This is a genomic window from Pseudomonas sp. ITEM 17296, assembly GCF_028895205.1.
In the GTDB taxonomy this organism is placed as follows: domain Bacteria; phylum Pseudomonadota; class Gammaproteobacteria; order Pseudomonadales; family Pseudomonadaceae; genus Aquipseudomonas; species Aquipseudomonas kermanshahensis.
Genome location: NZ_WJRS01000009.1, coordinates 1 through 21,778, shown reverse-complemented (window position 1 = coordinate 21,778; position 21,778 = coordinate 1). Strand labels below are relative to the sequence as shown.

General features: G+C 63.4%; 21 protein-coding genes. 13 read left to right on the top strand and 8 right to left on the bottom strand.

From position 1 onward, the window contains the following. Positions 1-31: 31 nt before the first annotated feature. Positions 32-1,120 (top strand): asparaginase, encoded by a 1,089-nt coding sequence (locus tag GIB19_RS12445; protein ID WP_274886201.1) that lies wholly within the window; start codon positions 32-34, stop codon positions 1,118-1,120. A gap of 57 nt (positions 1,121-1,177) precedes the next feature. Here GIB19_RS12445 and hpaR (GIB19_RS12440) read toward each other — a convergent pair whose 3' ends face one another. Next, positions 1,178-1,600 (bottom strand): homoprotocatechuate degradation operon regulator HpaR, encoded by a 423-nt coding sequence (gene hpaR, locus GIB19_RS12440; RefSeq protein WP_238210920.1) that lies wholly within the window; start codon positions 1,598-1,600, stop codon positions 1,178-1,180. Positions 1,601-1,775: 175 nt separating this feature from the next. Continuing rightward, positions 1,776-2,681: a 4-hydroxyphenylacetate catabolism regulatory protein HpaA gene (gene hpaA / locus GIB19_RS12435; RefSeq protein ID WP_027596133.1), complete on the bottom strand. Its 906-nt coding sequence runs from the start codon at positions 2,679-2,681 to the stop codon at positions 1,776-1,778. A 172-nt stretch (positions 2,682-2,853) separates the two neighbouring features. Here hpaA and GIB19_RS12430 point away from each other — a divergent pair, with 172 nt between their 5' ends. The 8 genes from GIB19_RS12430 to hpaI all read left to right on the top strand — a co-directional run bounded on the left by GIB19_RS12430 (position 2,854) and on the right by hpaI (position 10,273). Continuing rightward, entirely contained in the window at positions 2,854-3,513 is a 660-nt protein-coding gene (locus GIB19_RS12430; protein WP_274886199.1) for a fumarylacetoacetate hydrolase family protein, read from the top strand. Between the two features lie 11 nt (positions 3,514-3,524). Further along, positions 3,525-4,289 carry a fumarylacetoacetate hydrolase family protein gene (locus GIB19_RS12425; RefSeq protein ID WP_027596131.1) on the top strand — a complete coding sequence of 255 codons (765 nt, stop codon included), beginning with the start codon at positions 3,525-3,527 and terminating at the stop codon, positions 4,287-4,289. Between the two features lie 5 nt (positions 4,290-4,294). After that, positions 4,295-5,755 (top strand): 5-carboxymethyl-2-hydroxymuconate semialdehyde dehydrogenase, encoded by a 1,461-nt coding sequence (hpaE, locus tag GIB19_RS12420; protein ID WP_027596130.1) that lies wholly within the window; start codon positions 4,295-4,297, stop codon positions 5,753-5,755. A 130-nt stretch (positions 5,756-5,885) separates the two neighbouring features. After that, positions 5,886-6,809: a 3,4-dihydroxyphenylacetate 2,3-dioxygenase gene (gene hpaD / locus GIB19_RS12415; RefSeq protein WP_027596129.1), complete on the top strand. Its 924-nt coding sequence runs from the start codon at positions 5,886-5,888 to the stop codon at positions 6,807-6,809. A 59-nt stretch (positions 6,810-6,868) separates the two neighbouring features. Beyond that, positions 6,869-7,279 carry a 5-carboxymethyl-2-hydroxymuconate Delta-isomerase gene (locus GIB19_RS12410; protein WP_027596128.1) on the top strand — a complete coding sequence of 137 codons (411 nt, stop codon included), beginning with the start codon at positions 6,869-6,871 and terminating at the stop codon, positions 7,277-7,279. A 51-nt stretch (positions 7,280-7,330) separates the two neighbouring features. Next, positions 7,331-8,638, top strand: coding sequence for an MFS transporter (locus tag GIB19_RS12405; RefSeq protein ID WP_099428878.1), 1,308 nt, complete (start codon positions 7,331-7,333; stop codon positions 8,636-8,638). A gap of 17 nt (positions 8,639-8,655) precedes the next feature. Further along, the gene (hpaH, locus tag GIB19_RS12400; protein ID WP_274886198.1) at positions 8,656-9,459 is read left to right on the top strand and encodes a 2-oxo-hept-4-ene-1,7-dioate hydratase; all 804 of its coding nucleotides are present in this window, start codon (positions 8,656-8,658) and stop codon (positions 9,457-9,459) included. Between the two features lie 10 nt (positions 9,460-9,469). Next, positions 9,470-10,273, top strand: a complete 804-nt coding sequence (gene hpaI / locus GIB19_RS12395) for a 4-hydroxy-2-oxoheptanedioate aldolase (protein ID WP_027596125.1) — start codon at positions 9,470-9,472, stop codon at positions 10,271-10,273. 107 nt (positions 10,274-10,380) lie between these two features. On the opposite strand, the gene GIB19_RS12390 is transcribed toward hpaI, so the two are convergent. The 3 genes from GIB19_RS12390 to hpaR (GIB19_RS12380) form a co-directional block, all read right to left on the bottom strand. After that, entirely contained in the window at positions 10,381-11,319 is a 939-nt protein-coding gene (locus tag GIB19_RS12390) for a p-hydroxyphenylacetate 3-hydroxylase reductase component (protein WP_027596124.1), read from the bottom strand. A 75-nt stretch (positions 11,320-11,394) separates the two neighbouring features. After that, on the bottom strand, positions 11,395-12,564 hold the full coding sequence (locus GIB19_RS12385) for a p-hydroxyphenylacetate 3-hydroxylase oxygenase component (protein ID WP_274886196.1): 1,170 nt from the start codon (positions 12,562-12,564) through the stop codon (positions 11,395-11,397). A gap of 203 nt (positions 12,565-12,767) precedes the next feature. Next, positions 12,768-13,190, bottom strand: coding sequence for a homoprotocatechuate degradation operon regulator HpaR (gene hpaR / locus GIB19_RS12380; protein WP_085273095.1), 423 nt, complete (start codon positions 13,188-13,190; stop codon positions 12,768-12,770). A gap of 240 nt (positions 13,191-13,430) precedes the next feature. On the opposite strand from hpaR (GIB19_RS12380), the gene GIB19_RS12375 reads away from it, so the two are divergent. Both GIB19_RS12375 and GIB19_RS12370 read left to right on the top strand, forming a co-directional pair. Then, on the top strand, positions 13,431-14,729 hold the full coding sequence (locus tag GIB19_RS12375; RefSeq protein WP_274886195.1) for an NAD(P)/FAD-dependent oxidoreductase: 1,299 nt from the start codon (positions 13,431-13,433) through the stop codon (positions 14,727-14,729). A 30-nt stretch (positions 14,730-14,759) separates the two neighbouring features. Next, positions 14,760-15,125, top strand: a complete 366-nt coding sequence (locus GIB19_RS12370; RefSeq protein ID WP_027596120.1) for a cupin domain-containing protein — start codon at positions 14,760-14,762, stop codon at positions 15,123-15,125. Between the two features lie 142 nt (positions 15,126-15,267). Here the strand turns inward: GIB19_RS12370 and feaR are convergent, their stop codons facing one another. The 3 genes from feaR to GIB19_RS12355 all read right to left on the bottom strand — a co-directional run bounded on the left by feaR (position 15,268) and on the right by GIB19_RS12355 (position 18,385). Further along, positions 15,268-16,209 carry a transcriptional regulator FeaR gene (feaR, locus tag GIB19_RS12365; RefSeq protein ID WP_274886192.1) on the bottom strand — a complete coding sequence of 314 codons (942 nt, stop codon included), beginning with the start codon at positions 16,207-16,209 and terminating at the stop codon, positions 15,268-15,270. A 114-nt stretch (positions 16,210-16,323) separates the two neighbouring features. Continuing rightward, positions 16,324-16,908: a DUF3156 family protein gene (locus GIB19_RS12360; RefSeq protein ID WP_238210883.1), complete on the bottom strand. Its 585-nt coding sequence runs from the start codon at positions 16,906-16,908 to the stop codon at positions 16,324-16,326. Continuing rightward, positions 16,889-18,385, bottom strand: a complete 1,497-nt coding sequence (locus GIB19_RS12355; RefSeq protein WP_027596117.1) for an APC family permease — start codon at positions 18,383-18,385, stop codon at positions 16,889-16,891. The genes GIB19_RS12360 and GIB19_RS12355 overlap by 20 nt, the downstream gene beginning before the upstream one ends. A 277-nt stretch (positions 18,386-18,662) precedes the next feature. On the opposite strand from GIB19_RS12355, the gene GIB19_RS12350 reads away from it, so the two are divergent. Further along, positions 18,663-20,150: an aldehyde dehydrogenase family protein gene (locus tag GIB19_RS12350; protein WP_085273091.1), complete on the top strand. Its 1,488-nt coding sequence runs from the start codon at positions 18,663-18,665 to the stop codon at positions 20,148-20,150. Between the two features lie 188 nt (positions 20,151-20,338). Then, positions 20,339-21,649, top strand: a complete 1,311-nt coding sequence (locus tag GIB19_RS12345) for a hypothetical protein (protein ID WP_274886186.1) — start codon at positions 20,339-20,341, stop codon at positions 21,647-21,649. Positions 21,650-21,778 lie beyond the last annotated feature (129 nt).

The window sequence follows — 21,778 nt, the reverse complement described above, 5'->3', positions numbered from 1 at the left end:
CGCCTCAATAGGAAGAGAGAGAACAATAACTATGAATGCTGCACTTAAATCCTTCACCCCCAGCGCACTCGCGTTGCTGCTGATCCTGCCGACCGCCGTTTCCGCCAAAGAAGCCGAAACCCAACAGAAGCTGGCCAACGTGGTCATCCTCGCCACCGGCGGCACCATTGCCGGTGCGGGCGCCAGCGCGGCCAACAGCGCCACCTACCAAGCGGCCAAACTGGGCGTCGACAAGCTCATCGCCGGTGTGCCCGAGCTGGCCGACCTGGCCAACGTGCGCGGTGAACAGGTGATGCAGATCGCCTCCGAAAGCATCACCAACGAAGACCTGCTGAAACTGGGCAAGCGCGTCGCCGAACTGGCCGACAGCAACGACGTCGACGGCATCGTCATCACCCACGGCACCGACACCCTGGAAGAGACCGCCTTCTTCCTTAACCTGGTGGAAAAAACCGACAAGCCAATCGTGGTGGTCGGCTCGATGCGCCCTGGCACCGCCATGTCGGCAGACGGCATGCTCAACCTGTACAACGCCGTGGCCGTGGCCAGCGACAAGCAGTCGCGTGGCAAGGGCGTGCTGGTGACCATGAACGATGAGATCCAGTCTGGCCGCGATGTCAGCAAGTCGGTCAACATCAAGACCGAAGCGTTCAAGAGCGCCTGGGGCCCGATGGGCATGGTCGTTGAAGGTAAATCCTACTGGTTCCGCCTGCCGGCCAAGCGTCATACCGTCAATTCGGAATTCGACATCAAGCAGATCAGCAGCCTGCCGGCCGTGGACATCGCCTACGGCTATGGCAACGTGACCGACACCGCCTACAAGGCACTGGCGCAGAACGGCGCCAAGGCGATCATCCATGCCGGTACCGGCAATGGCTCGGTGTCGTCGCGGGTAGTACCGGCGCTGCAAGAACTGCGCAAGAACGGCGTGCAGATCATCCGTTCGTCCCACGTCAACCAAGGCGGTTTCGTGCTGCGTAACGCCGAGCAGCCGGACGACAAGAACGATTGGGTCGTGGCCCATGACCTGAACCCACAAAAAGCCCGCATCCTGGCCATGGTCGCAATGACCAAGACCCAGGACAGCAAAGAGCTGCAGCGGATTTTCTGGGAATACTGAGTGCTGTAATGCCAAGGCCGGTGCACGGGTTGCACCGGCCCTCCCCCGCAGCCCGGCCTACGGCTCGATGCGTTTGAGCTCGTTCAACAACCCCATCAGTTGCGCCAACTTGTCTTCGCCGAACTGCGCCTGGATCTTGCGGTAGTTGGCCTCCATGCCCTCGCGCATCGACTCGAAACAGGCCTCGCCGCGTTCGGTGAGGCTCACGAACACTCGCCGCGCGTCCTGCGCGGCCTTCTGCCGGCGCACCAGGCCATCGCGCTCCAAACGGCTCAACACCCCGGTCATGCTCGGTTTGAGGATGCACGCCAGGTGGGCGAGCTGGTAGCTCTCCAACTCACCTTGCTGGCTAAGAATACGAATGACTCGCCACTGTTGCTCGGTCAGGTCGTGTTCGTTCAGCAACGGCCTGAAAAATGCCATTGCGGCTTCCCGGGCCTGCAGCAGGCTCAATGTCAGCGAGGGTTGCGTCTTGGTCATGTGGGCGCCTGTGTTTGGGGTACGACTGGCAAGATTAGGGGCATAGGCAAAAAGGGACAAGACGCCTGGAAAGTGCAAGCTCTTCCATGGAAAACCCATTCAAGGCCGCCCGCCAAGCTGCGACCATCCGGATCAAACAACAACGACGCGATCCGGGCGGTACGCCATGGCCCTCTCACAACAACTCCGCTTGCCGCTGGCGGTATTCGCCGGGCGTGAGCTTGGCGTAACGGTTGAAGAACCGGCTGAAATAGGCCGGGTCCTTGAAGCCCAGCTGGTAGCAGATTTCGTTTGCCGTGCTGCCGGAGAACAACAGCAGGCGCTTGGCTTCCTGCATCACGCGTTCAAGCACCAGGCGCTTGGACGGCAAGTCGGCAATGCGCCGGCACACATCGTTCAGCCTCGCCTCGGTCACGCCGATCTGCTGCGCGTAGCGCGCAAGGGGCCAATGCTCAAGGTAATGCGCTTCGATCAGTGCGTTGAAGCGGTGGAAGATTTTCAGGTCTTCGTGCCTGGCCGGCGTGGCCTCGCGCGAGTTGGGGCACAGCCGCAGCAAGCTGATCATGATCAGCCGGGTCAGCGACTGCAGCGCCGCATCGCGCCCCGGATGAGGCGTGGCAACTTCGTCGCTGAGCGCTTCCAGCCAGCGTTCGAGCCTGCGCGCCTCGGCCTTGTACGCAGCCGGCACCTTGGCCAAGGCAACGCAGGCAGGCCGCACCTGCACCCCGGCCGGCAACAGGCTGGCGTCGGCTTCGATCAGTTGCCAGACCAGTTGCTGACGCACCGTCAGCACATGGCCGTCGCTGTCTGGCTCGGTGACGAAGGCATGCGCCACCGTCGGCGGCGTCAGGAAGAACATCGGCCCGGCCTCGATGTACTGCTGATCATCCAGGTACACCCGCACCGTACCGGACTTCACGTAATGCACCTGGAAAAACCGGTCGTGCCGGTGCACGGGCATGTTGCGCCCGAAAAACCCGGCAAGGTTGCCCAGCCGGTCGTAGTGCACCTCGCTGTCGCTGTAGCGCTGGTCATAGACCTGGCCGATGTTGATGTTCGGAATGGGATGCCGATCACTCATGACTGCTTACCCGCAAAGCGCTTGCCCGTATTGACGATCACCCATGGTGCCCCGGCTGCTTGGCAGATGCCACTGGGTGAAGCCTTGACCTTCGTTAACATATTAACTATAACATTAACACATTAACAATCTCGGCAGGACGACCCTCGCCCTGCACCGCCTGGAGAAAAGCATGAGCCATGCCCTGCATGACGTTGCGACCGGCACCCTGTTCGGCGTTGCGCTGAACTACCAGGGTCTGCTGCAGCAGCACGAAGCGGCGTTTCACGAAGCGCCCTACAAACAACCGCCCGTCAAGCCGGTGCTGTTCGTCAAGACGCCCAACACCCGCAACCACCATGAAGGCAACGTGGTGTTTCCGGCCGGTGTCGAGCGCCTGCAACCGGGCCCTGCCCTGGGCGTGGTGATTGGCAAGGACGCCAGCCGGGTCAGCGCCGAAGACGCGCTGGGCTACGTGGCGGGCTACACCATCGTCAACGAAGTCAGCCTGCCTGAGACCAGCTACTACCGCCCTGCGGTCAAGGCCAAGTGCCGCGATGGCTTCTGCCCGGTCGGCCCCACCCTGGTACCGGCTGCACAGGTGGCCAACCCCGACGCCCTGGGCCTGCGCCTGCGGGTCAACGGTGAAGTGCGCCAGCAGAACACCACCGCCAACTGCGTGCGCACGGTTGCCCAGCTGATCGCCGAGATCACCGAATTCATGACCCTGCATGCGGGCGACATCCTCATTACCGGCACCCCCGAGGGGCGCGTCGATGTGCAGCCAGGCGACCGCGTCGATGTCGAGATCGATGGCCTGGGCACGCTCACCAACCACATCGTCGCCGAATGAGGATTGCTCCTGTGAAACACGCCCGTATCCAGTTCGACGGCCAGGTCCATAACGTCACCGTCGAAGACGACCACCTGCGCCTGGCCGACGGCCGCCTGGTGCATGAAGACCAGGTGACCTGGCTGCCACCGGCCACCGGCAGCATGTTCGCCCTTGGCCTGAACTACGCCGACCACGCTGCGGAACTCGCCTTCACGCCGCCCACCGAGCCGCTGGCGTTCATCAAGTCGCCGGGCACCTACACCGGCCACAAGCAGGTCACCTGGCGCCCGGACAACGTCGCCTACATGCACTACGAGTGCGAGCTGGTGGCGGTGATCGGCAAGCAGGCACGTAACGTCAAGCGCGAAGACGCCCTGCAGTACCTGGCCGGCTACACCGTGTGCAACGACTACGCCATCCGCGACTACCTGGAAAACTACTACCGCCCCAACCTGCGGGTGAAAAACCGCGACGCCACCACCCCGGTCGGCCCGTGGATCGTCGATGCGGCCGACGTGCCAGACCCGTCCAACCTGAAGCTGCGCACCTGGATCAACGGTGAGCTGAAACAGGAAGGCAGCACCTCGGACATGATTTTCGACATCCCTTACCTGATCGAATATTTCTCCAGCTTCATGACCCTGCAACCGGGCGACATGATCGCCACCGGCACCCCAGAAGGCCTGGCCGACGTAGTGCCAGGCGATGAAGTGGTGGTGGAAGTGGAAGGCGTCGGTCGCCTGGTCAACCGCATCGTCAGCGAAGCTGACTTCTTCAAGAACAACAAGGCATGAGCAGCATGATCAAGCACTGGATCAACGGCCGTGAGGTCGAGAGCAAAGACACCTTCGTCAACTACAACCCAGCCACCGGTGACGCGATTTGCGAAGTCGCCAGCGGCGGTGCCGAAGAGGTCGCGCAGGCGGTTGCGGCGGCCAAGGAAGCCTTCCCGAAATGGGCCAACACCCCAGCCAAGGAACGTGCCCGTCTGATGCGCAAGCTGGGCGAACTGATCGACCAGAACGTGCCGAAACTGGCCGAGCTGGAAACCCTCGATACCGGCCTGCCGATCCACCAGACCAAGAACGTGCTGATCCCGCGTGCCTCGCACAACTTCGACTTCTTCGCCGAAGTGTGCACCCGCATGGATGGCCACACCTACCCGGTCGACGACCAGATGCTCAACTACACCCTGTACCAGCCGGTGGGTGTGTGCGGCCTGGTAAGCCCCTGGAACGTGCCGTTCATGACGGCCACCTGGAAGACTGCGCCGTGCCTGGCCCTGGGCAACACCGCCGTCTTGAAAATGAGCGAATTGTCGCCTCTGACTGCCAACGAACTCGGCCGCCTGGCCGTTGAAGCCGGCATCCCCAACGGCGTGCTGAACGTGATCCAAGGCTACGGTGCCACCGCTGGCGATGCGCTGGTGCGTCACCCCGATGTGCGTGCGATTTCCTTTACCGGCGGCACCGCCACCGGCAAGAAGATCATGCAGACCGCCGGCCTTAAAAAATACTCGATGGAGCTGGGTGGCAAGTCGCCGGTGGTGATCTTCGAAGACGCCGACCTGGAACGCGCCCTGGATGCAGCGCTGTTCACCATCTTCTCGCTCAATGGCGAGCGCTGCACGGCCGGCAGCCGCATTTTCATCCAGGAAAGCGTTTACCCGCAGTTCGTCGCCGAGTTCGCCGCCCGCGCCAAGCGCCTGATCGTGGGTGACCCGACCGACCCGAAAACGCAAGTAGGCTCGATGATCACCCAGCAGCACTATGACAAGGTCACCGGGTACATCCGCATCGGCATCGAAGAAGGCGCACGCCTGGTTGCCGGGGGCCTGGAGCGCCCGGCCAACCTACCGGCGCACTTGGCCAAGGGGCAGTTCATCCAGCCCACCGTGTTCGCCGACGTGAACAACAGCATGCGCATCGCCCAGGAAGAAATCTTCGGCCCAGTGGTGTGCCTGATCCCGTTCAAGGACGAGGCCGAAGCGCTGCAACTGGCCAACGACACCGAGTACGGCCTGGCCTCGTACATCTGGACCCAGGACATCGGCAAGGCGCACCGCCTGGCGCGTGGCATCGAAGCTGGCATGGTCTTCATCAACAGCCAGAACGTGCGCGACCTGCGCCAGCCGTTCGGCGGCGTGAAAGGCTCCGGCACCGGGCGTGAAGGTGGGCAATACAGCTTCGAAGTGTTCGCCGAGATCAAGAACGTGTGCATTTCCATGGGCAGCCACCACATCCCGCGCTGGGGTGTATAAAACCGTCTCGATCAAGCGGGTAACCCTGTGGGAGCCCACGGTGCATGGCACGGGCTGCGCCCGTGTTCGCGGGCAAGCCCGCTCTCACAGGCTTCTACACCCTAACAACATCCTCTTACCGGAGATTTCCATGGGCAAACTCGCTCTCGCTGCCAAGATTACCCATGTACCGTCCATGTACCTGTCCGAGCTGCCTGGCCCGCGTCAGGGCTTTCGGCAAGCCGCCATCGACGGGCACTACGAGATCAGCCGACGCTGCCGTGAGCTCGGGGTCGACACGATTGTCGTGTTCGACACCCACTGGTTGGTCAATGCCAATTACCACGTGCTCTGCGGCCCGCATTTCAAGGGCGTCTACACCAGCAACGAACTGCCGCACTTCATCAGCAACATGGAATACGAGTTCCCGGGCAACACTGCACTCGGCCAACTGCTGGCAGCCGAATGCAACCGCTTCAACGTCGAGACCATGGCCCACCACGCCACCACCCTGGGCCCTGAGTACGGCACCCTGGTGCCGATGCGCTACATGAACCAAGACCAGCACTTCAAGGTGGTTTCGGTCTCGGCGCTGTGCACCTCCCACTACCTGGCCGACAGCGCCCGCCTCGGCTGGGCCATGCGCAAGGCCGTGGAAGAGCACTACGACGGCACCGTGGCGTTCCTGGCCAGTGGCTCGCTGTCACACCGCTTTGCGCAGAACGGCCAGGCGCCGGATTTCGCCACCAAGGTGTGGAGCCCGTTCCTGGAAACCCTGGACCACCGCGTGGTGAAGATGTGGGAGAACGCTGAATGGGAAGAATTCTGCGGCATGCTCCCCGAATACGCCGCCAAGGGCCACGGTGAAGGGTTCATGCATGACACCGCGATGCTGCTCGGTGCCCTGGGCTGGTCGAAGTACGACGGCAAGGCCGACGTGGTAACGCCCTACTTCGGCTCGTCGGGCACCGGCCAGATCAACGCGATCTTCCCGGTCACCCCGCAGGATGGTGCTGCCATCCCCGCCGCGCAGGCCGCCAACCCGGCCGCGGTGGTGTCCACCAGCCGCCTGTAGTTCCGCTACCTGGCCGCTCTGCCGGGCGGCCAGGCGTTTCTGCCAAGAGGATGCCCTTCATGCCACACCTGGTTCTGCTCTACACCCCCGACCTGGAAACAGACGCCGACATCCCGGGCCTGTGCCGTGCCCTGGCCAACACCATGCTCGAACAGCGCGATGCCGCCGGCAAGGCCGTGTTCCCCACCGGCGGTACCCGCGTGTTGGCCTACCCCGCCGCGCACTGCGCAGTGGCGGATGGCAACGGCGACTATGGCTTTTTGTACGCCAACCTGCGGATGGCCAACGGGCGCTCCGCGGAGGTTCACAAAGCGGTCGGCGACAGCCTGTTGCACGTGCTCAAGCAGCACCTGGACGCGCTGCTCCAGCAGCGCCCCATCGGCATCACCCTGCAGATCGACGAGAGCAACGCGCAGGTCTACGACGCCAAGCACAGCACCCTGCACCCGCTGTTCAACAAACCGGCCTGAGCCAACGGCCGACACCTTTCACCGTCTCATCACACAACAAGTACAACAAATATGAGCACACTCGAGCACGCCTCGCGCAGCACGGCGCAAGCCACACTCATGGACAGTACACACCGGGCCGTCACCTGGCGGCTGATGCCGTTGCTGCTGGTGTGTTACCTGTTCGCCCACCTGGACCGCATCAACATCGGCTTCGCCAAGATGCAGATGAGCCAGGACCTGCACCTGTCCGACACGGTCTACGGGCTGGGCGCCGGGCTGTTTTTCATCGCCTATGCGTTGTTTGGCGTACCCAGCAACCTGATGCTCGACCGCGTCGGCCCGCGCCGCTGGATCGCCAGCCTGATGGTGGTGTGGGGCACACTGTCGACCTGCATGCTGCTGATCGAGAGCAGCAGCGCGTTCTACCTGCTGCGGTTTGCCCTGGGCGCGGCGGAAGCCGGGTTTTTCCCAGGCATTCTGGTGTACCTCAACCGCTGGTACCCCGCGGGCCGCCGTGCCCAGGTCACGGCATTGTTCGCCATTGCCGTGCCGCTGGCAGGCGTGGTCGGCGGGCCGCTGTCGGGCAGCATTTTGGCGTTCATGCATGACGCTGCGGGCCTGCGTGGCTGGCAGTGGATGTTCCTGATCGAAGGCGCCCCGGTGATCCTGCTCGGCCTGGTTGTGCTGGCGGTCCTGCCCGAGCGTTTCGAGCAGGTGGCCTGGCTCGACGCCCAGCAAAAAGCCGCCCTGCGCGCCCAGTTCGGCCAGGAAGAACAACGCAAGCCGGTCACCTCGTTCGCCGGCATCCTCGCCAGCCCTGCTGTATGGCTGCTTGTGGCGGTGTACTGCGCAGTCATGCTGGCGGTGAACACGCTGGCGTTCTGGATGCCCAGCCTGATCCACACCGCCGGCATCGGCAGCGACGCCAGTGTCGGCCTGCTCAGCGCCGTGCCGTACCTGGCCGGCTGCGTGTTCATGCTGGCCTGCGGACGCTCGTCCGACCGCCACCGCGAGCGCCGTTGGCACCTGTCCATCCCCTTGCTGATGGCCGCGGCCGGTATCGCGATCGCTGCCCTCGCGCCCAACCAGGCACTGCCCGTATTGGCCGGCCTGGTGCTGGCAGGCATGGGGGCGAGCGCCGCCCTGCCGATGTTCTGGCAACTGCCTGCGGCGTTTCTCAATGACCGCACCCAGGCTGCCGGCATCGCTCTGATCAGCTCGCTGGGCAGCATCGCCTCGTTCGCCACGCCCTATTTCATCGGCTGGGTCCGCGACACCACGCAAAGCGCCAGCCTCGCGCTGTATGTGCTGGCTGCGTTCATCACCCTCGGCGGCCTGCTGGTGCTGCGTACCCGCGCCGCCATCGTCAACCCTTGAACCTTGAGACTTCAACCATGCTCGATAACGCATTCATCCAACAGGCCGCCGAGCGGCTCGACCAGGCCGAGCGCTCGCGCGAACAGGTGCGCCAGTTCTCGCTCGACCAGCCTGCCATCACTATCGAAGATGCCTACGCCATCCAGCGTGCCTGGGTGGCCAAGAAGCTCGCCGCCGGGCGCAAGCTGGTCGGCCACAAGATCGGCCTGACCTCACGCGCCATGCAGGTCTCGTCGAACATTACCGAGCCTGACTACGGCGCGCTGCTGGACGACATGCTGTTCGATGAAGGCAGCGACATTCTGTTTGAGCGTTTCATCGTGCCGCGCGTCGAGGTCGAGCTGGCCTTCATTCTCGGCAAGCCGCTCAAGGGCCCGAATGTGACGGTGTTCGACGTGCTGGACGCCACCGAGTGGGTCATCCCGGCGCTGGAAATCATCGACGCGCGCATTCAACAGGTCGACCCGCAGACCCAGGCCACGCGCAAAGTGTTCGACACCATCTCCGACAACGCCGCCAACGCCGGCGTGGTCATGGGCGGGCGCGCGGTACGCCCCACCGAGATCGACCTGCGCAAGGTGCCGGCCGTGCTTTACCGCAACGGTGTGATCGAAGAGTCCGGCGTCAGCGCCGCGGTGCTCAACCACCCGGCCAAGGGTGTCGCGTGGCTGGCCAACAAGCTGGCCGCGTACGACGTCACCCTGCAGCCGGGCCAGATCATCCTCGGTGGCTCCTTCACTCGCCCAGTAGCCGCACGGCCTGGCGACACCTTCCACGTCGACTATGACCTGCTCGGCTCGATTGCCTGCCGTTTCGTTTGAGGACTTGCCTATGGACATGCCCGTCAACCGCTTCAAACAACGCCTGCGCAGTGGCGAGCCGCAGATTGGCCTGTGGCTCGGCCTGGCCGATGCATACTGCGCGGAGCTGGCGGCCAATGCCGGCTTCGACTGGTTGCTGATTGACGGCGAGCACGCGCCGAACGACCTGCGCGGCATGCTCGCGCAGTTGCAGGCGGTGGCGCCCTACCCGAGCCAGGCGGTAATTCGCCCGGTCATTGGTGACACAGCGTTGATCAAGCAAGTGCTGGATATCGGCGCGCAGACCCTGCTGGTACCCATGGTAGAAACCGCCGCGCAAGCACGCCAGCTGGTGCAGGCCATGCAGTACCCGCCCAAGGGTATACGCGGCGTGGGCAGCGCACTGGCGCGGGCGTCGCGCTGGAACAGCATCCCGGGTTACCTCGACCAAGCCGACGCGCAGATGTGCTTGCTGGTGCAGATCGAGAACAAACAAGGGCTGGCCAACCTGGATGAGATCGTTGCGGTCGAGGGCGTCGATGGCGTGTTCATCGGCCCGGCCGACCTGAGCGCCGCCATGGGCCACCGCGGCAACCCTGGGCACCCTGAGGTGCAGGCAGCCATCGAGGACGCGATCGTGCGCATCGGCAAGGCAGGCAAAGCGGCGGGTATTCTCAGTGCGGACGAGACGCTGGCGCGGCGCTACATCGCCTTGGGCGCGGCGTTTGTGGCGGTGGGGGTGGATACCACGGTGCTGATGCGTGGGCTGCAGGATCTGGCGGGGAAGTTCAAAGGTACGTCGGCGTCGGTGAGTGACGGGGGCGGGGTTTACTGAACAGCAATGGGGCTGCTTTGCAGCCCTTTCGCGAGCAAGCTCGCTCCTACAGGGACCGCGTGATCCCTGGGGCGATGGGCCGCAAAGCGGCCCCGGTTATCAAAGGCTCACATCTGAATGATCGCCTTCAACACCGTCTTGAAGGTATCCAGCTGCTCTTCACTGAACTGCCCAAACACTTTGTCCTGCTGCTCCCTGGCAATGGTCCACAGCGCCTCGGTCTCATCCACACCTTTCACCGAAAGCCGCACCCGCCCCTCATCGTCAGCAATCAGGCCCTTACGCTTGAGGTTGGCAACCGCTTCCTCGATCTCACGCGCAGGCATCGCCACTTCGCGTTGCAGGTCGTTGAGGCTGAGCCCGGCATCGTTCTCCAGCACCATCAACATGCGCGCCTCACTGGTACGCAACCCGGTGCTCAGTTGACGTGGCTGGTAATCACCCTGATAGGCACGCAACGCCTGGGTCATCAGGTAGTACAGGTTGTGCTGCAGGCGGCCCTGGAAGTGGCTGCTCGGCGCCTGGCCCTCTGCACGCTGGGTCATGCGCGTGTGGGGTAGCACCATCGAATAGGCGCCTTGGTGGTACAGCAACGGCGAGCGGCCGAAGTCATCGAACGCCACCACCTTGCCCACCAGAATCCAGTGGTCGCCGCCGTCCAATTGCTGAAACTTCTCACACTGGAAGCGTGCCGAGCAGTCAGCCAACAGCGGTGCGCCCCCCGCCCCTTGCTGGTAATCGATGCCTGCGAACCGATCGTCCTTGGGCCGCGCGAAGTTGTTGGACAGCTCGATCTGGTCCGCCGCCAGAATGTTCACGGCGAAGTGCGACGCTTCTTCGAATACTTCATGGCTGGTGGAGCGTTTGTCGATGCTCCACAAGATCAACGCAGGCTCCAGCGAGACCGAGTTGAAGCTGTTGGCGGTGACGCCAACCTTACGCCCGCTGGCGCCAGCGGCGGTGACTACGGTGACGCCGGTGGCGAAGTTGCCCAGCGCGCGGCGGAAGGCTCGGCTATCGAAGGCCGTGGTGTTTTCAGTGGACATGCAAGACTCCCGGGCAGGCCAAGGGCCCGCCCTGTTTGTTGTTGTGGTTGTAAGGGGAATTGACCCGCGCGCGGGTCAGACCATCGCCGGATCAGGCTCCAGGCCCATCAGCTCGCGGCCGAGGATCTGCGCGCAAACGTCATAGTCGGTGTAGGCGTGGGCACCGGTCAGGTGCGCATCACGGAACAGCCGCTGCATCTCGTTGCTTTCAAACCAGGCGCCGCCGCCGGACGCTTCCATCAGCCGGTCTACCGCCTGGATACACATCTTCACGGCATAACCCTGGTTGGTCCGCCAGAACGCCAGCGTGGCGCGTGTGGGGTATTCGTGGCGCTCGCTGTACTCGGCGATTTCATCCCAGCTTTTTTCCAGCAGGGCACGGGCGGCGGCCACTTGATGGGTGGACTCGGCCAGGCGCATCAGCGCAGGGGTTGCAGCCCCCACTGCGGCGCCGGTGTAGGCACGTACGCGGTTGCGGGTTTTCTCGCGGAACACCTCCAGCATGCGCTCGGCGACACCGAGGCTGACGGTGGAAAAACCACTGGCGAAATACGGGCGGTACGGGGCGAAGAAGATCTTGCTGTCTGGGTACAGACCAAAGCCTGCCGACTTGCCTTCCATCATGTCCTTGGCCTTCTGGATGCGGTGCTCCGGCACGAAGGCGTCACGCACGATCAAGGTCTTGCTGCCGCTGCCGCGCATGCCCACGGCATACCAGTCATCACGGATTTCGTAGTCGCTGCGCGGCAGAACGGCAAAGCAGTAGTCCTGCGTACCTTCGGCATTCTTGCGGCGGAACCCCATGATCGCCCACTCGGCATGGTCACAACCGGAACTCCAGCCCATTTCGCCGCTGAAGGTCACGCCGCCTTCGACTTCCTCGGTACGGCCAAAGGGCGCGATGCTGCTGCTGGCCGTGGCATCCGGGTCGGTTTGCCAGACCTCCTGCTGCAGCGTGGACGAGAACATCGCCATCTGATGGCTGTGGGTGCACAGCAGGCTCATGGCCCACGCGGTGCTGGCGCAGGCGCCTGCCAGCAAGGCGATGCACTGGGCAAACTGCGGCAGCGAGATTTCCATGCCGCCATAGTGTTTAGGCAAAAAGGCACGGTGCATGCCGATGCTCTTGAGCAGCGCGATATTCTCTGCCGGGACACTGCGATCTTGCTCTGCACGCACCGCATTCGCAGCAATTGTTGGCAGGATCGACTTAAGGTCTTCCAGCAGGGGATTTGGCTTTTTCATGAACGGTCTCTTTATTATTGGAGAGTCAGCTGCGGCTGCGCACGCCCTGTGGCGCAGGCGTTACGGTGCTGTGGCACAGCCGGCAAGTCGGTAAAGACGCGTTCAGTATGTGAGGTGCGTGTGCGCCTCGAAATGCACGTTACGGCGGGAAAATTGCACTTTCCATGGTGTTGATCAACCGAGGTGCGGTGGGCTCTGGCGGGTCACGGTTTGATCTTTTTCATTTCGTTGAGCAGCTGCATCAGTTGCTGCAGTTTGTCTTCGCCGAACTGGCTGAGGATCCGTTCATAGTTGCGGGCCATTTCCTCGCTCATGGCCATGAACGCCTGCTGCCCCTTGTCGGTCAGGCTGATGAACACCCGGCGCTGATCTTCTGGCGACTTGCGCCGGGCGACTACCCCATCGCGCTCGAGCCGCTTGAGCACACCGCTCATGCTGGGCTTGAGGATGCAGGCAAGCTCGGCAAGCTGATGGCTTTCCAGCTCGCCTTGCTGGTGCAGGATACGAATCACCCGCCACTGCTGTTCGGTCAGGTCATGGGCATTCAATGCCGGCCGAAAGAACGCCATCGTGGCTTCGCGAGCCTGCAGCAGGGTAAGGGTCAGAGAGGGTCTTGGTGTGGTCATGCGTGCCCGAGCATCATGGAAAGTGGCGAGCAGGCCAGTATGCCAGCACGGGCTCATTAATACATTAACCAATCAGCCGCTGGCAGCCCTGTGCAACCGCTGCCAGTGGCACTGGCAGGCTGGTTACACTCGCTGGCAGGCAAGGACAAGACACCCGCCGGTGGTCAGGCGCTCAATGGCCTCATGTGCCAGAGCGCTTGCCAAACGGCCCTATCACACTTCTATTCAGCAGGCGGCGTCATGATCACCCTCGAGAGCCCGACCTATTACTCCGCGACCAAAAAGTACAACCTGAACTTCCCCACGCTGGAACGTGACATCGACGCCGATGTCGTGGTCATCGGGGGCGGCTTTTCCGGCATCAACACCGCGCTGGAGCTGGCGGAAAAAGGCGTGACCAACATCGTCGTGCTCGAAGCGCGCTACCTGGGTTACGGCGGCACCGGGCGCAACGGCGGGCAGATCATGGCGGGCATCGGCCATGACCTTGAGAAGATCCGGCGCAGTGTCGGCGACAAGGGCCTGCAGGAGATCTTCGCGATCAGCGAACTGGGCGCCGGCATCATCAAGGCACGCATCGCCCGCTACGACATCGACGCCGACTTCTGCCACGGCTATGGCTACATGGGCTTCAACAGCCGGCAGGAAAAGACCCTGCGCGCCTGGGAAAAGCAATTCAAGGTCATCAACCCACATGACGAAATCCGTTTTCTGGGCGGCTCGGAAGTGCGGCAGATCATCGGCAGCGACGCCTACAGCAGCGCCCTGCTGCACATGGGCGGTGGCCACGTGCATTCGCTCAACCTGCTGCTCGGCGAAGCCCAGGCCCTGGTCGGCCACGGTGCACGCATTTTCGAGCACAGCCCGGCGCTGGAAGTGACCTACGGTGAGCGCATCAAAGTGCGTACCGGGCGCGGCTCGGTGCGCGCCAGCAAGCTGCTGTGGGCCTGCGACAGCTTCCTCAACAAGCTGGAGCCCGAACTGCACAGCCGCACCATCAACACCTACGCCTTCCAGATGATGACCGAGCCGCTGCCGGAGGCGCTGATCGACCGCATCAGCCCGATCCGCGGTGCCTACAGCGATATCCGCCCGGTGATCGACTACTACCGGGTCACCCGCGATAACCGCCTGCTGTTCGGCGCTGCCACGTCCTGCATCGAGCATATCCCGCTGGACCTCAAGGCGTGGAACCGTGCACTGATGCTGAAGATCTTTCCGTACCTCAAGGACGTGCGCATCGACCTGGCCTGGGGCGGCCCGATGGCCACCAGCGCCAACCTGTTCCCGCAGATCGGCACGCTGAGCAACCGCCCCAATGCGTTCTATGTGCAGGGCTATTCAGGCTTTGGCGTGACGCCTAGCCACATCATTTGCAAGATCCTCGCCGAAGGCATGCACGAAGGGTCCGCACGCTATGGCCTGCTCAGCTCGGTCAAGCATGCGCGAATCCTCGGCAAGGACCATTTCCGCCCGCTGCTGCTCACCGCCGGCAAGGCCGCGCACCAGCTGTCGGGCTATTTCAACGGCCGCCGTTGAACCTTTCCCTCTCATCACTGGAGCACTGCCATGACCCTCACCGCCGCCAAACAAGGCGTCCAACTGTCCGAACTCGACCCGTGGGGCAGCGTTGCTGACTTGGGCTCGGAGATTCTCGAAGGCGACGTCAACGCCTTCGGCAAGATGACCCACGGCGCGCCGACTGACCCAGTCAGCAGCGCCTACTTCGGCACCACGCGTGGCAAGTTCCGCATGGTCTACCCGTTCGACGAGCAGGCGGTGATCGTCACCGGCGAAATCCAGCTGACCGATGAATCCACGGGGCAAGTCACCCGCTTCAAGGCCGGTGATGCCTGGTTCGTCAGCAAAGGTACGCCGGTGCTGTGGGAGGTGCTGAGCGAATCGTTCGTCAAGCATTACCTGGCAGTGGCCTGAGGCTTGCCCCCGGATTGACACGACCCGGGTAGGAGCAGCCTTGTGCTGCGAAGAGGCCGGTGAAAACACAGTGAATCTTCACTGCTGTCGCCGGCCTCTTCGCAGCACAAGGCTGCTCCTACCTGGGTCGCTGAAGCGCGTGTCAGGCCATGGCCTGGGCGCGGAAGTCCTTGGGCGATTGCTCGAACTGCTTTTTGAACGAGCGGCTGAAATGCGCCGAGTCGGTAAAGCCCCACTTGTAGGCGATCGAGGTGATCGACTCGCGCTTGAAGAACGGGTTGGCCAGGTCGTCCGCGCTGCGCTTCAGGCGCGCACGCTGGATGTAGCGGCAGACGCTGTCACCCTCCTCCTCGAACAGGCGGTACAAATGCCGAACCGAAATGTTCAGCCGGCCGGCCAGGTTGGCCGGTGTCAGCCCGGGCTGTGACAAGGACTCGTCAATCACCTGCTGCACATAGCTGCGCAGGTTGGCCCCACTGAGCGGGCCAAGGGTGTGCGGCGAGTCGCCATTGCGCTCGAAACCGGGCTCCAGCAACGCAATGAATGCCGTCTGCAACGCATCGCCTTGCGCACCATCGCCACTGGCATGGTCGTCCTTGCACAGTTGGTCCATCAAAACATGCAGCATGCGCCCGCAGGCATTGGATGAGGAAATCTTGCCGAACATCGCACCGCTGCCTTGCACATGCTTGCGCACCTGCTCGCGGGAAAGGGCCAGCGAAACATGCTCGATCAACCCACTGGGGGTGATCTCGCAACGCCCGACAGAGTCCATCAGCAGCAACTCGCCCGGCGCCAGGCTGACCTGCATGCCGCCCTGCGCCACCGTCGAATAGCCCATGCGCTGGCTGACCAGAAAGCAATGCTGGTCATCGTCGAAGGTCGGGTTTTCGCCCAAGCGGCGGATGTTGCCGGCATTGGTGCGCAGATTGGCCAGTGGTAACCCCGCACGGGAAAACGTCGACACTTCGCCGATGAACAACGCCGGGTTGGAGGCCAGCTCGGTCTCGAAACGGCCGCAGATCTGCTGCATGTCCGTGGTCCAGCGTTCCAGACCCTGACGGTTGGGTTGTTGAGTGTGCATGGATGCCCTCGACGCAGAATTTGTTGTTATGCAGCCATTGTTAACATGTTATCAATGACCGCACAACTGTGATCTCTCGTCTGAAGCTTGAGCAAGGCACGTGCCAAAAAAGGCTTAGAGACGCGGCAGCGATTGCCCGAACAGGCCGAGGCAGGCCATCAGGTGCGCGCGTTGCGGCGGGCTGATCTGAATGTAGCGACGAAACGCTGGCATGCGGTTGACCACTTCGCTGCCGCCCATGTGTTCCAAGGTCAGCCACCAGTGGCCATCGCGGCATTCCAGGGTCAGGCGCTTGAAATCCAGCGGCATCAGGGCGGCGGTCAGTTGCGCATTGTTCAGCAGTTGCTCACGTACCTGGGTGAAACGCGCCTTGTCGCCGCTGCGGTACACGCACGCCAGGCCGGTACGACGGATTGCACCCGCATGACGCATTTCAAGCATTACCCCGCCCCCTTGCAGGGCAGGCAGGCACAGGCGGAATTCGCAGGTGACCACATGCATCAGCAAGTGCGCCTCGACACACTCACGTACCTCAGCACGCCAGCCCAGCGCCGGGTTGTCGATCACCCCGCGGGCGGGTTCCAGCAACTGCATGTGCACCTGCCCCAGGTTACGCGACAGCAGCCCCAGCGTGGCCCCGGGCCGGTAGCCGGCCGGGGCACGCGGCGCCAGCAGGCGATCACGCAAACGTCTGATCATGGTGCAGGTGCTCCACTGCATGGCCCGGCTCTGCCGCAAATTCTTTTTCCAGCACATCCTCGACCCGCGCCGGCTTGAATGGGTTGACCTTCTGCACGCACAGCGTCCAGAACAGCGCATAGGTGGCGGTGCCGGCCAGCATGATGGCGAACGGCACATAGATGTCGGCCGGGTTCATGCCTGGTGGGGTGATGAACGCCATGCCAATGACGATACCGCCACTGGAAATGATCTGCGGCAGCGGGAACAATGGCGAGCGGTAGGCCCGTGGCAGGTCGGGCCGGCGGATGCGCAGGATCACCACCGACAGCGTCACCAGCAGGTATGCCGTGCTCCAGGCACACACTGCCGCCAGCACCAGGTGCAGGATGTTGTCCGGGTTGCCGCCCAGGTACCAGGCGTGCAGGCAAGGGATCAGGGCAACCACGAGAATGCACAGCAAGGGCGTCTTGAACCGCGGGTGAAGGTAGGCGAAAGCCTTGGGCAGCGCGCCGTCCACCGCCATGCCGTACAGGATGCGAGGCACCCCGGCCATCAAGGTGTTGATGGTGGCGGCGCCGGCAAACAAAAAGCCGATACCCAGCCACACCGGGCCGATATCGCCCATCACCTGTTCAGCGAAACGCGGGATAGCCATGGGCGTGTCGAGCAAGTGCACGCCGCTGGCGGCATCGAGCACGACGTTTTCCACCTGGCGCTTCATGGCTGCGCCATAGATGAACATGCAGCTGGCCACGCCAAACAGGCCCAAGGCCATGGCCCGCGGCAACACCCAGGCCGAACGGCGCAGCTCCGGCGCCAGCGGCGTGACGAACTCACAACCGACGAACATGAACATGGCCATGCCGATCAGCGAGAGGATGGTCATCAGGTCGGTGCCGACCAGCGACGCCCCGAACGGCCCTTCCAGCTCCACCGCCGGTGCGGCGATCAGGCCCAGCACGCCGAACACCATCAGCGTGGTCCACATGCCGAAGGTGAGGATCACTTCGGCCCGGCTGAACGCACTGACCCCGAAGGCATTGAGCACGGCGAACGCCAACACGAAGCAGACACCCAGCAGCCACGAACCGCCCGCCGACTCAGCCAGGGTGTTGAGGTGCTCGAAGTTCACCAGCGCCATGACCCCCGACAGGATGGTTTCGGCAGTACCGGCGAACACGTGCACGATCAGGTAGGCCGACAACGTGCCCGTGATGGCGAAGAAGCGGCCCATGCCGCAGTTGATGTAGTCGTAGACCGACCCTGTGGTTGGCAAGATCGAGGCCGCTTCGGCAAAGGTGGTCGACTGCGCCAGCATCATCAATGCCGCGATGACCATGGCCAAGGCGAAGGCACTGCCGCCAATGCCAAACCCCATGGTCGCGGTGAGGATCACCGGGCTGGCCATGATCAGCCCGACGGTGCTGGCCAGCGCCGTAGGAAAACCGACACTGCCCCGGTTGAGATGCTCGGTGAGCTTATTGTTGAGTGACATCGTTATGCCCCGGCTTGTTTTTGTGGCGTTGAACGCGGCAAGTGAACCTGCACGCACGGCTGTTGTTTGCCTCCCTGCGTCATCACTGTGCGCCGCAGCCGGCGGGGCGTCTTGCCCATGGCTGCCGTGGCCCTTGTTGCTGCCTGCCAGCACCTGCATGCCTGGCAGGCAGCGTCATGCCGCCGTCAGGGAGATGCAAGATCAGCACCGGGCCCGTTCACTATGCTCGACGCTTTGGCGGCCGGTCAGGCCGCGTTCCTCTGCCTCAGGAGCCAGCATGAGCGACATTACCCTTCTTCCCGCGGTCACGGCATTCTTGGCCCGCCAACATGGCGTGTTCATTCATGGCCACTCCATCGCCAGCCAATCCGCCTCGACCCTTGCCGTGGTCAACCCGGCCAATGGCGAAACCCTCGCGCGCATCGCCGATGCCAACCAGGCCGACATTGACCATGCCGTGAGCTCGGCGCGCCAAGGCTTCAGCACCTGGTCGCGCACCAGCCCGGCCGCCCGCGCCGGCGTGCTGTTCAAGCTGGCCGACCTACTGGAAGCCAACCGCGAAGAATTGGCCCAGCTAGAGACCTTGCAGTCGGGCAAGCTGATCGGCATCGCGCGCGCGTTCGAGGTAGAGCAGGCCGCGCATTTCTTGCGCTACTACGCAGGCTGGGCCACCAAGATCACCGGCCAAACCATCACCCCGTCCCTGCCCTCGTTCGCCGGTGAGCGCTACAGCGCCTTCACCCTGCGCGAACCGATCGGCGTGGTGGTGGGCATCGTGCCGTGGAACTTCGCCACCATGATCGCCATCTGGAAGCTGGCCTCGGCGCTGACCACCGGCTGCAGCATCATTCTCAAACCCAGCGAGTTCACGCCCCTGACGCTGCTGCGCATCGCCGAACTGGCCAGCGAGGCCGGCCTGCCACCGGGCGCCCTCAACGTACTGACCGGCGGCGGCCTGGTGGGCAAGGCGTTGGTCGAGCACCCCGGTACCGACAAGGTCTCGTTCACCGGCTCCGTGCCCACCGGCATCGCCGTCGGCCAGGCCGCCATGGGTGCCAAGCTGACCCGTGCGACACTGGAACTGGGCGGCAAGAACTCGGTAGCGTTCCTGCCCGATGTAGCGCTCGACAAAGCCGTCGACGGCATCATTGAAGCTGGCTTTCTGCATTCCGGGCAGATCTGCGCCGCCGGTGAGCGCTTCTTCGTCCACCGCTCGCGCATCGACCCACTGCTTGACGCACTGTGCCAGCGCCTGGGCCAGCTGAAGGTCGGTTCGCCGCTGGATGAGTCGACCCAGTTCGGCCCGGTAGCCAACAAGCCACACCAGCAGAAGCTGGCCGAATTGTTCGCCACCGCACGCGCCGAAGGCAGCCAGATCATTCATGGTGGGCACATTGGCGATGGCCCAGGCTGCTTTGTCGAGCCGACGGTGATTCTCGCCAAGGGCGCCAGCGACACCCTGCTCAACCAGGAAACCTTCGGCCCGGTGGCGACCTTCTTGCCGTACGACGACGAAGACGAACTGTTGCACCTGATGAACGCAACGCCCTACGGCCTCAGCGCCAGCCTGTGGACCAACGACCTGGGCAAAGCCATGCGGATGGTCCCGCAAATCCAGGCCGGTACGCTGTGGGTCAACATGCACACCCTGCTCGACCCCGCCGTGCCTTTCGGCGGTATCAAGGCGTCCGGCATCGGCCGCGAGTTCGGCTCGGCGTTCATCGATGACTTCACCGAGCTCAAGTCGGTGATGATCCGTTACTGAAGCGCCCTGCTGCATGCACCTGGCCAAGGCGGGCAAGCGCCTTGGCAGCCACGAACAAGACCCCACCCAGCCATCCACGCACTAATAGGCCGTCGCAGCCAACCGCGACGGCGCCTCGCCTCCACGAGGCTGCCCCCGAACAACAAAGGCCGCCTTGCGAGGTGCCGAGAACAATCGAGGGAAGTGCAATGTTCAAACCGCAACGGCTGTCCACCCTGGCCCTGGCCACGCTGCTGGCCAGCCAGGCCGCGCCGGCCTACGAACTCTACGCCGACGACGACAGCCACGTGAATGCCGACATGCTCGCGGTGTGGGGCATGTTCAACAGCCGCAAGAATTATGACGGTACGGCCGGTGGCTCGACCTGGCGCGAGGGCTTCATCAAGTATGGCCTGAGCGGTGACCAGGGCCTGGCAGGCAACGGCAGCCTCTATGGCGCCTTGAACTGGGTGAGCTCCGCCACCTGGGGCGATGGCGATGCCGCCGGCAACACCGATGGCTCCGAGCGCACCACCAAGATCGAGGACGCCTACCTGGGCTGGCGTTCAGGCGACCTGCTGCCCTGGCTGGGCAAGGATGGCGTAGACCTTTCTGCAGGGCGGCAGGTGGTCCGCCTGGGCAGCGGCTTCCTGATCAACGACGACGGCCCGAACCTGGGCAACGGCGTGGCCGACGGCCACCTGGACCGCGGCGGCGCCTACTACCTGGCGGCGCGTCACGCCTTCGACCGCACTGCAGTACTGCGCCTGGGCGGGCAGGATGGCCTGCATGGCAGCCTGCTGTGGCTGAAGTCCGATAACCGCGCGCAGGCCGAAACCGAACTGGCCGCCGGCACCCTGGACTACACCCATGCTCTGGGCACCTTGGGGCTGACCTGGGTGCACGGTATCGACGTCACCGACCAATGGGCCAGCGCGTTTCAGAAAGCGCGTGAGGGCATGGACGTCTACAGCCTGCGTGGCGAAGGCAACGCAGGCATCGACAATGCCAGTTTCGCCTTCGAATACGCGTGGCAAGACAAGCAAGGCGGCCCGGAAAAAGCCTGGTACCTGCAGGCCGGCCATACCTTCGCCGACCTGCCTTGGGCACCCCAGTTGACCTACCGCTACACCCGCTACTCGGCAGGCTGGGACGCGCTGTTCAGTGGCCTGTCCAGTGGCTATGGCACCTGGTTCCAGGGTGAGGTTGCCGCCAACTACGCCGGGCCCTTCAACAGCAACACCGGCATCCACCATGTCGGCGTGAAGGCGACCCCGCTGGAAAACCTCACGGTCGGTGCGCTGTATTTCGACTTCGACACGGTGCGTACCCGCGACAGCCTCAACCTCGATGCCCGGGAGCTCGACCTTTACCTGGAATGGGCGGTCAACGACCACCTGATCATTAGCCCGCTGATGGGCCTGTATCAGCCCCGCAAGGACGAGCGCAACGGCGGCAATCAGGTGGGCGGCAACGGCACCAACGTCTACAGCCAGCTGACAGTCGCGGTGCCGTTCTAGATCAGCACATGAGCCACTGTAGGAGCAGCCTTGTGCTGCGAAGAGGCCGGTGAAAACACAGTAGATCTCCGCTGCCTTCACCGGCCTCTTCGCAGCACAAGGCTGCTCCTACACGAAGCTCAGCCGTGG

Bases quoted from the DNA above. Each gene is read 5' to 3' on its own strand.
- GIB19_RS12370 (WP_027596120.1), top strand. From the start codon at position 14,760: ATGACCCTCACCGCCGCCAAACAAGGCGTCCAACTGTCCGAACTCGAC.
- hpaH (WP_274886198.1), top strand. From the start codon at position 8,656: ATGCTCGATAACGCATTCATCCAACAGGCCGCCGAGCGGCTCGACCAG.
- hpaI (WP_027596125.1), top strand. From the start codon at position 9,470: ATGGACATGCCCGTCAACCGCTTCAAACAACGCCTGCGCAGTGGCGAG.
- GIB19_RS12385 (WP_274886196.1), bottom strand. From the start codon at position 12,564: ATGAAAAAGCCAAATCCCCTGCTGGAAGACCTTAAGTCGATCCTGCCA.
- GIB19_RS12355 (WP_027596117.1), bottom strand. From the start codon at position 18,385: ATGTCACTCAACAATAAGCTCACCGAGCATCTCAACCGGGGCAGTGTC.
- GIB19_RS12350 (WP_085273091.1), top strand. From the start codon at position 18,663: ATGAGCGACATTACCCTTCTTCCCGCGGTCACGGCATTCTTGGCCCGC.
- GIB19_RS12390 (WP_027596124.1), bottom strand. From the start codon at position 11,319: ATGTCCACTGAAAACACCACGGCCTTCGATAGCCGAGCCTTCCGCCGC.
- GIB19_RS12360 (WP_238210883.1), bottom strand. From the start codon at position 16,908: ATGATCAGACGTTTGCGTGATCGCCTGCTGGCGCCGCGTGCCCCGGCC.
- hpaA (WP_027596133.1), bottom strand. From the start codon at position 2,681: ATGAGTGATCGGCATCCCATTCCGAACATCAACATCGGCCAGGTCTAT.
- GIB19_RS12375 (WP_274886195.1), top strand. From the start codon at position 13,431: ATGATCACCCTCGAGAGCCCGACCTATTACTCCGCGACCAAAAAGTAC.
- GIB19_RS12405 (WP_099428878.1), top strand. From the start codon at position 7,331: ATGAGCACACTCGAGCACGCCTCGCGCAGCACGGCGCAAGCCACACTC.
- hpaE (WP_027596130.1), top strand. From the start codon at position 4,295: ATGATCAAGCACTGGATCAACGGCCGTGAGGTCGAGAGCAAAGACACC.
- GIB19_RS12445 (WP_274886201.1), top strand. From the start codon at position 32: ATGAATGCTGCACTTAAATCCTTCACCCCCAGCGCACTCGCGTTGCTG.
- hpaR (WP_085273095.1), bottom strand. From the start codon at position 13,190: ATGACCACACCAAGACCCTCTCTGACCCTTACCCTGCTGCAGGCTCGC.
- GIB19_RS12410 (WP_027596128.1), top strand. From the start codon at position 6,869: ATGCCACACCTGGTTCTGCTCTACACCCCCGACCTGGAAACAGACGCC.
- hpaR (WP_238210920.1), bottom strand. From the start codon at position 1,600: ATGACCAAGACGCAACCCTCGCTGACATTGAGCCTGCTGCAGGCCCGG.
- GIB19_RS12345 (WP_274886186.1), top strand. From the start codon at position 20,339: ATGTTCAAACCGCAACGGCTGTCCACCCTGGCCCTGGCCACGCTGCTG.
- GIB19_RS12430 (WP_274886199.1), top strand. From the start codon at position 2,854: ATGAGCCATGCCCTGCATGACGTTGCGACCGGCACCCTGTTCGGCGTT.
- hpaD (WP_027596129.1), top strand. From the start codon at position 5,886: ATGGGCAAACTCGCTCTCGCTGCCAAGATTACCCATGTACCGTCCATG.
- feaR (WP_274886192.1), bottom strand. From the start codon at position 16,209: ATGCACACTCAACAACCCAACCGTCAGGGTCTGGAACGCTGGACCACG.